General features: G+C 69.7%; 12 protein-coding genes. 1 reads left to right on the top strand and 11 read right to left on the bottom strand.

Annotated elements, in window-relative coordinates; genetic code table 11:
- Window positions 1-4 precede the first annotated feature (4 nt).
- The 7 genes from HQ325_RS14020 to HQ325_RS13990 are packed head-to-tail and all read right to left on the bottom strand — an operon-like array spanning window position 5 to window position 9,301.
- On the bottom strand, window positions 5-907 hold the full coding sequence (locus HQ325_RS14020) for an enoyl-CoA hydratase family protein (protein WP_222630419.1): 903 nt from the start codon (window positions 905-907) through the stop codon (window positions 5-7).
- On the bottom strand, window positions 907-2,067 hold the full coding sequence (locus HQ325_RS14015; RefSeq protein ID WP_222630418.1) for an acyl-CoA dehydrogenase family protein: 1,161 nt from the start codon (window positions 2,065-2,067) through the stop codon (window positions 907-909). The genes HQ325_RS14020 and HQ325_RS14015 overlap by 1 nt, the downstream gene beginning before the upstream one ends.
- Window positions 2,064-4,034, bottom strand: a complete 1,971-nt coding sequence (locus tag HQ325_RS14010) for a biotin carboxylase N-terminal domain-containing protein (RefSeq protein ID WP_222630417.1) — start codon at window positions 4,032-4,034, stop codon at window positions 2,064-2,066. The genes HQ325_RS14015 and HQ325_RS14010 overlap by 4 nt, the downstream gene beginning before the upstream one ends.
- 5 nt (window positions 4,035-4,039) lie before the next feature.
- Window positions 4,040-5,638, bottom strand: coding sequence for an acyl-CoA carboxylase subunit beta (locus HQ325_RS14005; protein ID WP_222630416.1), 1,599 nt, complete (start codon window positions 5,636-5,638; stop codon window positions 4,040-4,042).
- Window positions 5,635-6,783, bottom strand: coding sequence for an acyl-CoA dehydrogenase family protein (locus tag HQ325_RS14000; RefSeq protein ID WP_222630413.1), 1,149 nt, complete (start codon window positions 6,781-6,783; stop codon window positions 5,635-5,637). The genes HQ325_RS14005 and HQ325_RS14000 overlap by 4 nt, the downstream gene beginning before the upstream one ends.
- Window positions 6,780-8,483, bottom strand: a complete 1,704-nt coding sequence (locus HQ325_RS13995) for an acyclic terpene utilization AtuA family protein (protein WP_222631056.1) — start codon at window positions 8,481-8,483, stop codon at window positions 6,780-6,782. Before HQ325_RS13995 ends, HQ325_RS14000 begins: the two co-directional genes overlap by 4 nt.
- 5 nt (window positions 8,484-8,488) lie before the next feature.
- Window positions 8,489-9,301 carry a TIGR03084 family metal-binding protein gene (locus HQ325_RS13990; RefSeq protein WP_222630411.1) on the bottom strand — a complete coding sequence of 271 codons (813 nt, stop codon included), beginning with the start codon at window positions 9,299-9,301 and terminating at the stop codon, window positions 8,489-8,491.
- A 245-nt stretch (window positions 9,302-9,546) separates the two neighbouring features.
- On the opposite strand from HQ325_RS13990, the gene HQ325_RS13985 reads away from it, so the two are divergent.
- On the top strand, window positions 9,547-10,287 hold the full coding sequence (locus HQ325_RS13985; protein ID WP_222630409.1) for a hypothetical protein: 741 nt from the start codon (window positions 9,547-9,549) through the stop codon (window positions 10,285-10,287).
- Between the two features lie 5 nt (window positions 10,288-10,292).
- On the opposite strand, the gene HQ325_RS13980 is transcribed toward HQ325_RS13985, so the two are convergent.
- From HQ325_RS13980 to HQ325_RS13965, 4 genes are all read right to left on the bottom strand, one after another.
- Window positions 10,293-11,288 (bottom strand): aldo/keto reductase, encoded by a 996-nt coding sequence (locus HQ325_RS13980; RefSeq protein WP_222630407.1) that lies wholly within the window; start codon window positions 11,286-11,288, stop codon window positions 10,293-10,295.
- Window positions 11,289-11,296: 8 nt separating this feature from the next.
- Complete coding sequence (locus tag HQ325_RS13975; RefSeq protein WP_056441761.1) at window positions 11,297-11,680, bottom strand: MerR family transcriptional regulator; 384 nt, start codon at window positions 11,678-11,680, stop codon at window positions 11,297-11,299.
- 16 nt (window positions 11,681-11,696) lie between these two features.
- Complete coding sequence (locus HQ325_RS13970; RefSeq protein ID WP_222630405.1) at window positions 11,697-12,656, bottom strand: lysophospholipid acyltransferase family protein; 960 nt, start codon at window positions 12,654-12,656, stop codon at window positions 11,697-11,699.
- 111 nt (window positions 12,657-12,767) lie between these two features.
- The gene (locus HQ325_RS13965; RefSeq protein WP_261778174.1) at window positions 12,768-13,799 is read right to left on the bottom strand and encodes a substrate-binding domain-containing protein; all 1,032 of its coding nucleotides are present in this window, start codon (window positions 13,797-13,799) and stop codon (window positions 12,768-12,770) included.
- Between the last annotated feature and the right edge of the window lie 14 nt (window positions 13,800-13,813).

Here is a 13,813-nt window from a genome sequence, read left to right as displayed (position 1 = left end):
GCCGTCACGTCTCCTTCCCCACAGCGGCGCCGGACGACTCCGCCGGTGCGGCCCAGGACGGGCTGCGCTTCTGCAGAAAGGCCATCATCCCCTCCCGCGCCTCGTCCGAGGCGAACAGCCTCGCGGACTCCGCCGCCAGGTCCGCGCCCCGGCGGTCGAACTCCTCGAGCATCGCGGCGGTGGTGAGGCGTTTCGACGCCGCGAGACCCTGCGGTGACGACGGACGGATCGCCGCGACGAGTTCGGCCACCGTGGCCCCGGTGTCGGCCGCAGCCTCGGTGACGAGCCCGATGGCCTCCGCCTCGTGCGCGCCGAACGTCTCCGTCGTCAGGAAGTACCGGCTCGCCGCACGCGAGGTCATCCTCGGCACCACCGTCAAGGAGACGATGGACGCGGCCAACCCCAGCCGCGCCTCCGTCAGCGCGAACGAACTCTTCGGCCCGGCCACCACCAGATCGCACGCGCCCACGAGGCCCATACCGCCGGCACGCACATGCCCGTCGATCCTGCCGATCACCGGCTTCGGCGTCTCGAGGATCGCCCGCAGCAGCGTCAGCATCTGCTCGGTGCGCGAGGAGACCGAACTGCCCGCCTCCGTGAGATCGGCACCTGCACAGAATGTTCCGCCGGTGTGGGTGAGGACCACGGCGCGGACGTCCCGATCCGCGCCCGCGTCGCGAAGCCCCGCCGTCAGGTCGTCGACCAGGGCGGTGGAGAGGGCGTTGCGATTGTGCGGGGTGTCGAGTGTCAGAGTCACCACGCCCTCCGACCGATCGACCCGCACCGACGGTCCGTCGCCCCGACCGGCCTCCGGCCTGCCCGCGCCCCGACCGGCCTCCGGCCTGCCCGCGCCCCGACCGGCCTCCGGCCTGCCCGCGCCCCGACCGGCCTCCGGCCTGCCCGCCATCAGTAGCTCTTCGGCAAGCCCAGCGAGTGCTGGGACACGAAGTTCAGGATCATCTCCCGGCTGACGGGAGCGACGCGGGCGATGCGCGCCGCACCGAGCATGGACGCGAGGCCGTACTCCTCGGTCAGGCCTGCGCCGCCGTGCGTCTGGATGGCCTGGTCGATGGCCTTGATGCTGGCCTCGGCGGCCGCGTACTTCGCCATGTTGGCCGCTTCCGCCGCACCGAAATCGTCACCGCTGTCGTAGAGCACCGCGGCCTTCTGCATCATCAGCTTCGCCAGTTCGAGCTCGATCTTGCACTGCGCCAACGGATGCGCGATTCCCTGGTGCGCGCCGATGGGGCTCTTCCACACGGTGCGCTCGTTCGCGTACTTCACCGCGGCGTCGAGCGCGTAGCGGCCCATGCCGACCGCCATCGCCGCACCGAGGATGCGCTCGGGGTTGAGCCCCGCGAAAAGCTGCATCAGCGCCGCGTCTGGCTCACCGACGAGCGCCTCGGCCGGCAGACGGACGTCGTCGAGGAACAACGTGAACTGGTGATCGGGCTCGATGATGTCCATGTGCATCTGCGTCTTGTTCAGGCCCGGCGCGTCGGTCGGCACGATGAACAACGCCGGCTTCAACTTTCCGGTCTTCGCGTCCTCCGTGCGGGAGACGATGAGCACCGCGTCGGCCTGGTCGACGCCGGAGATGTAGATCTTGCTGCCGCGCAGCACCCACTCGTCACCGTCGCGTCGCGCGGTGGTGGTGATCTGGTGGGAGTTGGAGCCGGCGTCGGGCTCGGTGATGCCGAACGCCATGATCGCGGAGCCGTCCGAGAGACGGGGCAGCCAGGACTGCTTCTGTTCGGGGGTGCCGTACTTCGCGATGATGGTGCCGCAGATCGCCGGGCTGACGACGACGAGCAGCAGGCCCGCGCCGAACGAGGACATCTCCTCCTGGACCAACGCGAGCTCGTAGATCCCGGCACCGCCGCCGCCGTACTCCTCGGGGAGGTTCACCCCGAGGAAGCCCAGCTTTCCGGCCTCGTGCCACAGTTCGGTGAGGGCCTCACCCTTGCGTGCCTTGGGAAGCACGTAGTCGATGTAGTTGTGGCGCTTGCCCAGTCCGGCCACCGCGGCGCGGAGGCTCTTCTGCTCGTCCGTCTCGATGAAGCTCATGCCTGATCTCCTTCTGCTGCGACGACTGCCAGTACGGCGTCGACATCCACCTGGTGTCCCACGGTGACCGTGAGCTCGGTCAGCACGCCCGCCGCGGGTGCGGTGATCGTGTGTTCCATCTTCATGGCCTCGAGCCACAGGATCGGTTGGCCGGCGGTGACGGTGTCGCCGACGGCAGCACCGATCCGCACGACGCTGCCGGGCATCGGTGCCAGCAGCGATCCGGCGGCGACGATCTCGCTCGGATCGACGAACACCGGAATTCGTTCGAGCCGTACCGGTCCGAGCGACGAGTCGACGAACACGGCGTCACCGTGGACCGCGACGTGGAACTCGCGTCGCACGCCGTCGGCGAGCAGCACGACCCGGTCGGACTCGGCCCGGACCAGCGCGCAGTCGTCGACGTCGGTGACGAGGGTTCCGCGCGACAGTCGGTACTCGGCGACGATCTCGGTGCCGTTCACCGTGTACGTCTTGCGCTGCGGCACGGAGGCGAGGTTGCGCCAGCCGCTGGGGAGAGATCGGCCCACCGTCGCCGACTCCCTCGATCGGGTGGCGTCCGCGAGCGCTGCGGCGAGCGCGGACAGCCGCACACCCCGGTCGTCGACGAGCGGCCGCGCGAGGACCGCGAGATCGTGCGTCGCGAAGAACGCGGTGTCGGTGTCGCCCGCGAGGAACGCGGGGTGTCTCAGCACCGTGACGAGCAGGTCGCGGTTGGTGCGCACCCCGTGGATGCGTGCGCGCAGCAACGCTTTCGCCAGAATTCCGGTCGCCTGCTCTCGGGTGGGCGCGTACGAGATCACCTTGGCGAGCATCGGGTCGTAGTGGGTCCCCACCACGCTGCCGTCGACGATGCCCGAGTCCACCCGCAGGCCTGTCCGCGTGAGCACCTCGAACTCCCGCGCTCCGTCGAACTCGACGTGGTGCACGACGCCGCTCTGCGGCTGCCAGTCGCGCGCCGGATCCTCCGCGTACAGACGCACTTCGATCGAGTGTCCGCGCGTGGTGGGCTGCTCGGCCGGGAGAGCTCCGCCCGCGGCGACGTGGATCTGCAGTGCCACCAGATCGAGACCGGTGGTGCACTCGGTCACCGGGTGCTCGACCTGCAGGCGCGTGTTCATCTCGAGGAAGTAGAAGTTGCCGCGCTCGTCGCTGAGGAATTCGACAGTGCCGGCGCCCTCGTAGTCGAGCGCCTCGGTGGCGATGCGCGCCGCCTCGAAGAGCTTCTCCCGCATACCCGGAACGCGCTCGACGAGCGGAGACGGCGCCTCCTCGACCACCTTCTGGTGGCGTCGTTGGATGGAGCACTCCCGCTCGCCCACCGCCCACACCGTGCCGTGGCGGTCCGCCATGACCTGGACCTCGATGTGGCGGCCCGTCTCGAGATAGCGCTCGCAGAAGACCGTCGCGTCACCGAAGGCGGACAGCGCCTCCCGCGACGCCGCGTCGATCTCGTCCTGCAGGGCGTCGAGTTCACGCACCACGCGCATACCGCGACCACCACCACCGGCGGACGCCTTCACGAGCACCGGCAGATCGTCCTGCGTGACGGACGCGGGGTCGAGCCGATCGAGCACCGGCACACCGGCGCTCTGCATCATGGCCTTGGACTCGACCTTCGACCCCATCGACTCGATGGCCTTCACCGGCGGGCCGATCCACGTGAGGCCCGCGTCCTGCACGGCCCGCGCGAACTCCGCGTTCTCGGACAGGAAACCGTAACCGGGGTGGATCGCGTCGGCGCCCGCACGCTGCGCCGCCTCGATGATCAGGTCTCCGCGGAGGTACGTCTCCGACGACGCGGAACCGGGCAACCGGACGGCGACGTCGGCGTCGGCGACATGCGGTGACGCGGAGTCCGGATCGGAGAACACGGCGACCGTGTCGATGCCCTCGGCGCGGCAGGTCGTGAACACGCGGCGGGCGATCTCGCCGCGGTTGGCGACGAGTACTGACGAAATGGTCATGACGGTCACATCCGGAAGACACCGAAGTTGGCGGTGCCCTCGATCGGGGCGGAGGCGATGGCCGACAGGCACATCCCCACCACCGTGCGGGTGTCTCGGGGGTCGATCACGCCGTCGTCGTACAGGCGTCCGGACAGGAACATGGGAACCGACTCGGCCTCGATCTGCTGCTCGATCATCGCGCGCAGACCCGCGTCGGCCTCCTCGTCGAACGCCTGTCCGCGGGCCTCGGCGGAGGCGCGGGAGACGATGGAGATGACGCCCGCGAGTTGGGCACCGCCCATGACCGCGGACTTGGCGCTGGGCCAGGCGAAGAGGAAGCGCGGGTCGAAGGCGCGACCGCACATGCCGTAGTGCCCGGCGCCGTACGACGCACCGAGCAGCACCGAGATGTGCGGGACGGTGGAGTTCGAGACGGCGTTGATCATCATCGACCCGTGCTTGATCATCCCGCCCTCCTCGTACTCCTTGCCCACCATGTAGCCGGTGGTGTTGTGCAGGAACAGCAGTGGCGTGTTCGAACGGTTCGCCAGTTGGATGAACTGTGTCGCCTTCTGCGACTCCTCACTGAAGAGGACGCCGCGGGCGTTGGCGAGGATGCCGACCGGATACCCGTGCAGTTCGGCCCATCCGGTGACCAGAGACGAGCCGTAGAGCGGCTTGAACTCGTCGAAGTCGCTGTCGTCGACGATGCGCGCGATGACGTCGCGGGGGTCGAACGGGATCTTGAGGTCGGCCGGCACGATACCGAGCAGTTCCTCCTCGTCGTACCGGGGCGGGAGCACCTCGGCGCGCGGCGCCGGACCCTTCTTGTGCCAGTTGAGCCGCTTCACGATGCCGCGGCCGATGCGGATGGCGTCCTTCTCGTCCACGGCGAGATGGTCGGCGAGACCGGAGGTCCGGGCGTGCATGCGGGCGCCGCCGAGCGATTCGTCGTCGGTCTCCTCGCCGGTGGCCATCTTCACCAGCGGCGGTCCGGCGAGGAACACCTTGGACCGCTCCTCGATCATGACGACGTGATCGGACATGCCGGGGATGTAGGCGCCGCCGGCTGTGGAGTTGCCGAACACGAGGGCGATGGTGGGGATGCCGGCCGCGGAGAGGCGCGTCAGATCACGGAAGATGCGGCCACCCGGGATGAACACCTCCTTCTGCGTGGGGAGGTCGGCACCGCCGGACTCGACCAGTGAGATGACCGGCAGCCGGTTCTGCATCGCGATGTCGTTCGCTCGCAGCGTCTTCCGCAGGGTCCACGGGTTGCTGGTGCCGCCCCGCACGGTGGGGTCGTTGGCGACGATCAGGCACTCGACGCCGCTGACGACACCGATGCCGACGACCACGCTGGCGCCGACCGGGAAGTCCGTGCCCCAGGCTGCGAGCGGGCACAGCTCGAGGAACGGCGAATCCGGGTCGACGAGCATCTCGATGCGCTCGCGCGGGGTCATCTTGCCGCGGCTGCGGTGCCGTGCGACGTACTTCTCGCCCCCGCCGCCCAGTGCCTTGGCGTGCTCGATCTCCACCTCGGCGAGTTTGGCGGTCATGGTGTCGGCGGCCGAGACGTACGCGTCGCCGGAACTGTCGAGTCGGGAGGTCAGAGTCGTCATGCTGTGTACCCCAGTCGCTTCGCGGCCAGCGAGGTGAGGATCTCGGTGGTGCCGCCGCCGATGCCGATGATGCGCATGTCGCGGTACTGACGCTCGACCTCGCTCTCGGCCATGTAGCCGAGTCCACCGAACAGCTGTACCGCCTGCGAGGCGACCCATTCGCCGGCCTCGACCGCGGTGTTCTTCGCGAAGCACACCTCGGCGATGCAGTCGTCGCCGTCCTCGACGTGGCGATCGATCAGTGCGTGCGTGTACGTGCGGGCCACGTCGATCTTGCGGTGCATCTCGCTGAGCGTGTTCTGCACCGCCTGACGGGCGATGAGCGGCTTGCCGAACGTCGAGCGGTCCCGCGTCCACGCCACCGTCAGATCGAGGCACCGCTGCGCCGAGGAGTAGGCCTGCGCGGCCAGCGCAGCGCGTTCGGAGACGAAGGCCTGCGCGATCTGGGCGAACCCGGAGTTCTCCGGGCCCACCAGGTTCTCCACGGGCACGCGCACGTCGGTGTACGACAGTTCGGCAGTGTCGGAGGCCCGCCATCCCATCTTGTCGAGTTTGCGGGACACCTCGAATCCCGTTGTGCCGCGCTCGACGACGAGCAGCGAGACGCCGGCCGCGCCGTCTCCACCGGTGCGGACGGCCGTGACCACGAAGTCGGCCCGGCACCCCGAGGTGATGTAGGTCTTCGCGCCGTTGACGACGAAGTGGTCCCCGTCGCGCACCGCCCGAGTGCGCAGGTGCCCCACGTCGGATCCGCCGCCGGGCTCGGTGATGGCCAGCGACCCGATCAGCTCGCCGTCGAGCGTGGGCCGGACCCACTTCTCGAGGTGGTCGGGGTTGCCCGCAGCGACCATGTGCGGCAACGCGATCCCACAGGTGAACAAGGACGCGAACAGGCCGCCGGACGCACCCGCCTCGTGCATCTCCTCGCAGATGACGGTGGCGTCGACCAGCGAGCCGCCGCCCCCGCCGACCGCCTCCGGGAACGGCGCCCCGAGCAGACCGATCTCGGCTGCCGCGCGGTGCAGGCTGCGGGGAATCTCGCCGTCACGCTCCCACTCGGCGAGGTGCGGCAGCACCTCGCGGTCGACGAACCCCCGGACCGTCTTACGGAGTTGCGCTCGGTCGGGGCCACCCCAGGTGCTCATGCGAGTCCACTTTCTGCGAGTACTGATTCGGGTATCGGGACGTGCCGCGATCGCAGCCACTCCCCCAGGCCCTTGGCCTGGGGATCGAAGCGGGCGCCGGACGCGACACCCTCTCCGAGAATCCCGTCGACGACGATGTTCACGGCCCGCAGGTGCGGGAACTCGTACCGGTGCACGCGCAGGCCCGCCGTCTCCGGGAGCAGCGTCGTCACCAGCTCGGTGGTGAGAGTCGACCGGAGCCAGGCCCACGCGGCGTCGCCGCGCACCCAGACCCCGACGTTGGCGCTGCCGCCCTTGTCACCGCTGCGCGCCGCCGCCACCGTGCCGAGCGGCAGCCTGCGTGAGGGTTCGGCCGGCGGGCGGCCTACGGGCGCGTCGGACGGGTCCGCCTCGACAGCCGTGGTGACGGTGGGCGGTGCGACGTCGACGCGCGTGCCGTCCGCGAGAACCGCCACGTGCCGCGGCACCGCCTGATCGACGAACCCGGCCTCGAAGACGCCGTAGGGCGCCTCCTGACCCGGAGGCGTCGTCACACAGAAACCGGGGTAGCTCGCCAGCGCGAGTTCCACTGCGGCAGCACTGAACACGCGACCCACACGCTGCGGATCAGCGTCGCGGACGACGACACGGAGCACCGCACTGGCGGCCTCCTCGGTGTCGGCGTCAGGGTGGTCGGTGCGCGCCAGAGTCCACTCGACGTCGCGCGGCGGCGGCGTCAGCGCCTCGGTCATCTGGGTGCGCACCAGGTCGGCCTTGGCCTCGATGTCGAGCCCGGTGAGCACGAAGGTCATCTCGTTGCGGAACCCGCCGAGCGTGTTCCGGGAGACCTTGAGGGTGGGCGGCGGCGCCTCGCCGCGAGTCCCCGTGACCAGCACGCGGTCGGGCCCGTCCTGCGAGATCCGCACCGTGTCGAGCCGCGCGGTCACGTCCGGGCCGAGGTAGCGCGGGCCGGTGATCTCGTACATCAACTGCGCCGTCACCGTTCCGACAGTCACAGCGCCGCCGGTGTTCTCGTGCTTGGTGATCACCGACGACCCGTCCGACCGGATCTCCGCGAGGGGGAACCCCGGTCGACGCAGATCCTCGATCTCACCGAAGAAGGAGTAGTTCCCGCCGGTCGCCTGGGTTCCGCATTCGATGATGTGGCCGGCGACGACGGCGCCCGCGAGTTCGTCGAGGTGATCGCGGGTCCACCCGAACCGGGAGATCGCCGGGGCCACGACCACGGACGCATCCGTGACGCGTCCGGTGACCACGACCTGCGCCCCGGCGTCCAGGCACGCCGCGACACCGAATGCGCCGAGGTAGGCATTGGCGGTCAGCGGGGAGCCGAGGCCCAGTTCGTCGGCGCGGTCGTGCAGATCGTCCCCCTCGACGTGGGCTACCGAGACGGTCAGACCGAGACGGTCGGCGAGGGACCGGATCTCGTCCGCCAGTCGTGCGGGCGCCAACCCACCGGCATTGCTGACCAGGGTGACGCCTTTGTCGAGCGCAGTGCCCAGGCACTCCTCGAGCTGCCGCAAGTACGTCTTGGCGTAGCCGCGCGTCGGATCCTTCATCCGGTCGCGTCCGAGAATGAGCATCGTCAGCTCGGCCAGGTAGTCGCCCGTGAGGACGTCGAGATCACCGCCGTCGAGCATCTCGCGCATGGCCGACGCCCGGTCGCCGTAGAAGCCGGAGCAGTTTCCGACCCTGATCATCTCCGTCACGACGCCACCCGCACGTCCCGGCCACCGCCGGGAGCCCCCGCGAACGCCTGCGCGAGACCCAGCCACGTCGCCGCGTCGTCGCCGACGGCCACGAGGTCGGTGTCGTCGCGGTGCACGCGCTGCGTGACGAGCAGGCAGAAGTCCGGAGCGGAACCCGTGACACTCTGCTCCGCGTCCTCCGGCCCCCACGACCACTCACTCCCGTCGGGAGCGGTGAGGACGACGCGGAACGGTGCCGACGGCGGCGTCAGGCCGCGGATCGCGTAGGCGAAGTCGCGGGTGCGTACGCCGATGTGCGCGACGTGACGCAGCCGAGCCGTGGGTTCGCGAACCACACCGAGGGCGTCCGCGACGTCCTGACCGTGTGCCCAGGTCTCCATGATGCGCGCGGTGGCCATCGACATCGCGCTCATCGGCGGGCCGAACCAGCGGATCTTCACGCCGTCGGGCACGTGTGTCAGGACGTCGAGCAGTTGAACTCGGCCGAGCCGCCATCGCGACAACAGGGTGCTGACCTGCTCTCCGGCGAGTGCGTCGGCAGCGGAGTCCACGAACGAGTCCGGACTGCCCATCGCGTCGGCGATCACCGCGTCGAATGCCGCTTCGGCGTCCTCGTCACCGGAGGCGCCGGCCGTCGTCAGCGCGGCGACGTGGTCGGTCCAGTGCAGGTGAGCGATCTGATGTGCCACCGTCCAGCCGGCCGCCGGGGTGTCCGTGCGCCACGCGGCGTCGGCGGCATCGGCGACCAGCGCGTCCAGCGCGTCGCCCTCCGCACGCAGGTCCTGCAGCAACACCTCGAGAGCAGCCATGCCTGGAACGGTCGCACCCGCGGGCCAAAAAAGCAAGCATGCTTGCTTGTTCTTGGACGTTGTGACGAACTCCAAAACAATCCATGTCACCATCCATCCGCAGTGCGGGTCCGAAAACCTGGTTTACGGTGAATCCCACAGGCGGTTCGACGCTTTACCGCATGACACCCATCACGACGCCCGCGACACGCCGGGCGGGACTAGGCCGCCCGCGACCGCGGGCACCGAAGGGAACGGGACCCGACATGGTCAGTGCACGAGACGGACGACCGGGGCAGGCCTACAGCGCGCCGGGCGCCTTCACCACGGCCTTCAGTCCGGGCGTCGGAGCCCGAGCCGAGTACCCGGTGCCGGAACCGGTGCGGCACGAGGACACCGGGTACGACGAACCCCGGTACGACGACGACGAACCGATCGGCGAACTCGAGGCCCGCTACGAGTGGATCGTCGGGCTCATGTCGTCGTTCACCGACCAGCGCGTCGTGCGCTGGATCATCGCCTTCTTCACCGCGTCGATGGGCGTGTGCGCGACCCTCGAGATCCTCTACGGCTTCGGCGGTACCTCCACGTTCACGTTGGGCGTGCAGATCGGCTGCGCCACCTTCGCGTTCGCGGCCGCTCTCTGGTGGACGGTGACCTCGTGGCCGCGGCTGCACACCGCCTTCGCCTTCGTCGTCCTGTCCAACCTGGGCATCCTCGCCGCGAACCTCAGCGCCGACATGCCGCCCGCCTACGCTGTCGGGAAGACCACCTTCTTCGTGGTGCTAGGACTCTTCGCCGGCGTGTTCCTCGACCGCTGGATGCTGGCCACCCACATCGGCATCGCCGGTGTCGCCGTCACGTCCATCATCGGCTACAACCTGCTGTTCGAGGACGTGCCCCCGCTCGGTGCGCTGGTCGTGTGGGCCCCGGTCATGTCGCTGGTCATCGCCGTTCCCGCACTGCTCTACACGTTCGTGCGAGCGGTGCGGCTCGACCAGTCCTGAGGGGCTCACTCGTCGATGCTGGACATGTCTCCGTAGCGCGCTCCGGCCACGGCCGAAGCGGGCACCGCTGATTCGAGTTCGTCGAGGACCTCCTGCGTCACCGCGACGTCCGCCGCTGCGACGTTCTCCTCGAGGTAGCGCACGCGCTTCGTTCCGGGGATCGGCGCGACGTCCTCGCCCTGCGCCAGCACCCATGCCAGCGCGAGCTGACCGGGCGTGCACCCCAACCGGTCCGCGATCTCACGGATGCGCGCCACGAGCGTCAGGTTCGCCTCGAGCGCCTCGCCCTGGAACCGCGGGAAGTACGCCGTGCGGCGCGAGTCCTTCTCCGCCAGCTCCGACTCGTGCGCGATGGCGCCGGTCAGCAGCCCGCGACCGAGCGGCGAGTACGGGACCAACCCGATGCCGAGCTCACGGAGCGTCGGGAGGACAGTCTCCTCGAGATCCCGCGTGAACAGGGAGTACTCGGTCTGCACGGCCGTGATCGGGTGCACTGCGTGCGCCCGACGGATGGTCGCGGCCGACGCCTCGGACATCCCGAGATGGCGTACCTTGCCCGCCTGCACCAGTTCCGCCATCGCACCGACCGTGTCCTCGATGGGGACCGACTTGTCGACGCGGTGCTGGTAGTACAGGTCGATGTGGTCGACACCGAGCCGCGACAACGACGCGTCGCAGGCCGCGCGGACGTAGTCGGGGGTGCCGTTGATGCCGAGACGGGTGCCGTCGGCGAGCCGCTCGTTGCCGAACTTGGTGGCCAGCACCACCTGGTCCCGACGGCCGGCGATGGCCTCGCCGACCAGCTCCTCGTTGACGAACGGGCCGTACATGTCGGCCGTGTCGAGGAAGGTCACACCGAGTTCGAGAGCGCGGTGGATGGTGGCGATGCCGGAGGCGCGGTCGGTGTCGCCGTAGAACTCGGACATGCCCATGCAGCCGAGGCCGAGGGCGGAGACGGTGAGAGGGGACTTCGTACCGAGGGTGCGTGAGGTGAGCGTCATGCCCCCACTCAACGTGCTGGAGTGCGCTCCAGGTCAAGCCTGCCGACGTAGAGCTCGATCTTGTGGTCGATCGCGCGCAGATGACCGGTCACCTCGGCGAGCTGCGCCAGCACCCGTTCCCGATGCGCGCGGAGGGCGTCGAGCCGCTGCTGCTCCGTCCCCTCGCCCTGACGCACCAGGTCGGCGTAGTGCCGCACCTCCGCGATCGACATCCCGGTCGCACGCAGTCGGGTGATGAGGACGATCCACGTGATGTCGTCGTCGCTGTAGCGGCGCTGTCCGGTGGACGACCGCGGCACCGCGCGCAGGAGCAACCCGTCGCGCTCGTAGTACCGCAGCGTGTCGATGGTCAGCCCGGTCTGCTCGGACGCCTCCGCGATGCTGTGACTCACCCCGTCAGCTTAGGCATCAGCGGAAGAGCGGGAACTTCCTCTTGGTGGCGAGCGCGTCCATGCCGGACTGGATGGAGCGCCGCACCTCCTCGTACTTGGCCTCCACGTACTCCTCGTCGTCCACGCGGGCGAGATCGTGATCCACCTCGACGGGCGGCATGAAGCGGGTCCGGATCTTGGCGGGCAGCGGGATCTGCGGAAGTGCGGCCGGCGCGATGATCCAGGGCAGCGACACGGCAATGGGGAACACCTTGAGTCGCGCGATCTTGTCCAGCCCCAGCATCTTCGAGAGCTTGTCACCGCGGACCAGCACGGGCATGGCGTCGGCGCCGCCGACGGTGGCGATCGGCACGATCGGCACCCCGCAGCGGATGGCGAGCTTGATGAAGCCGGTGCGCCCGCCGAGGGTGGCGACGTCACGTTCGCTCCACGGTCGCAGCGAGTCGACCTCACCTCCGGGCCACACGATGACGTCGCGCCCCTCGGCCAGTGCCGTCGACATCGAGTCGGGAGCAGCGGGCAGGACACCCATCGACCGGAACACCGTGCCGATGAGAGGGAAGGCCATCAGCGCATCGTGCGCGGTGCCGTGCAACGTGCGTGACGGGCCGAACCGTCGCCACCACTGCGCCCCCACCGTCCAGGCGTCCCACACGAACGGTGCACCCGAATGCACGCCGACCAGCAGCACCGGTGGCGGCGGGATGGTCTCCCACCCGTCGATCTCCATGCGGAAGTACTTGTCGACGAGCGGGTTCCAGAACTTCTCCTGGCGCCGCATGCTGTCGACGTCCTGGTCCGTGAGGTCCCAGTCGCCGGCGCGCGAGGCGACCAGGCCACTGAGTCCACCGGACGCGTTCTCGCGCTTGTCCTTCATCTTCAGCCGGGCAGCGGCGGCGACCCGCTCGGCCTGGTCCTGCAGCTCGGGATCGCGATGGTCGGCAGGGGAAACGTCTGTGTGATCGGCGCCACTCATGAGGCCGAACCTACTGCACGGTCAGATGCGCCGTACCCCGGTTGCACACAGGCCGTGACGAATCAGCGCATCCGGCCCCGGGGCGGTGGTTCGTGTGCAGCCTCGCACGCCTCACCTCGTCGAGGTCCGCCGCACGACGTGCCACTCCGGTGTCGCGACCGGCTCACCCGCGAGCACGGCCCGCGCAGCGCTGCGCCCCTGCTCGTACAGCGACTGGGCCACCGTCGTCAGCCCTGCGCCCGCCGCTTCCTCGGTGTCGTCCCACCCGACCATCGCCAGGTCGCCCGGCACCTGCAGGCCGCGGTCACGCACCACCGCCAACGCCCCGAGCGCCACCTCGTCACTCATCGCCAGCACCGTGTCCGGCCGCAGCGCGTCCAGGTGATCCTGCATCGCACGCGTCCCCTCCGAGCGGAAGCTGCCGGTGCCGAACGCCACGGGCACCGCGGACCAGTCGAGCCCCAGCGCCTCGGCAGCCGCACGATAGCCCCGCAGACGGTTCCTCGTCACCGGGAAGTCGATCGTCTCCGGATCCGGTCCGTGCACGAGGCGTCGCTCCCGATGCTCGTCGGCAGGGAAAGCGAGCACCAGCGGTCGCGCGGCACCCGCGAGGGCGATCAGGGCGACCGCCTCGGCCGCGGCAGCGTCGTCGATGCTGATCAACGTCGTGCCGTCGTGCTCCGGACCGCCCTGCACGCACACGGGCCGACCGGTGGCGACGGCCGCGTCGAGCAGTGGGTCCCCCGTGACCGTGGTCCAGAAGACGTACCCGTCGACGGCGGCGTCGCGCACCCGGTCGACGTCGCGGGCGACGCGCGTGTTCGGCAGGATCACCAGGCCGGTGTCGGTGTCGAGGCACGCGTCGGCCACTCCGGACAGGAACCGGCGGGCCTGCGGATCGTCGAACGCGTACGTCAGCTTCTCCGTCAGAAGCACGGCGAGGTTGTTGCTGCGGCCGCTGCGGAGCGATTGCGCGCCCCGGTGCGGGCCGGTGTAGCCGAGTCGCTCGGCGGCGTCGAACACCTTGGCCCGCGTCTCGTCCGAGACCCGCTCCGGCCGCCCGTACGCGTAGGACACGCTCATGACCGAGACGCCGGCCGCCGCCGCGACGTCGGCCATGGTGACGCGTGTGTGCGAGGTCATCGATCGCCACTCTA

The organism is Rhodococcus sp. BP-349 (genome assembly GCF_019835845.1).
Taxonomy (GTDB): domain Bacteria; phylum Actinomycetota; class Actinomycetes; order Mycobacteriales; family Mycobacteriaceae; genus Rhodococcoides.
This window is presented reverse-complemented; position numbering and strand designations above follow the sequence as displayed.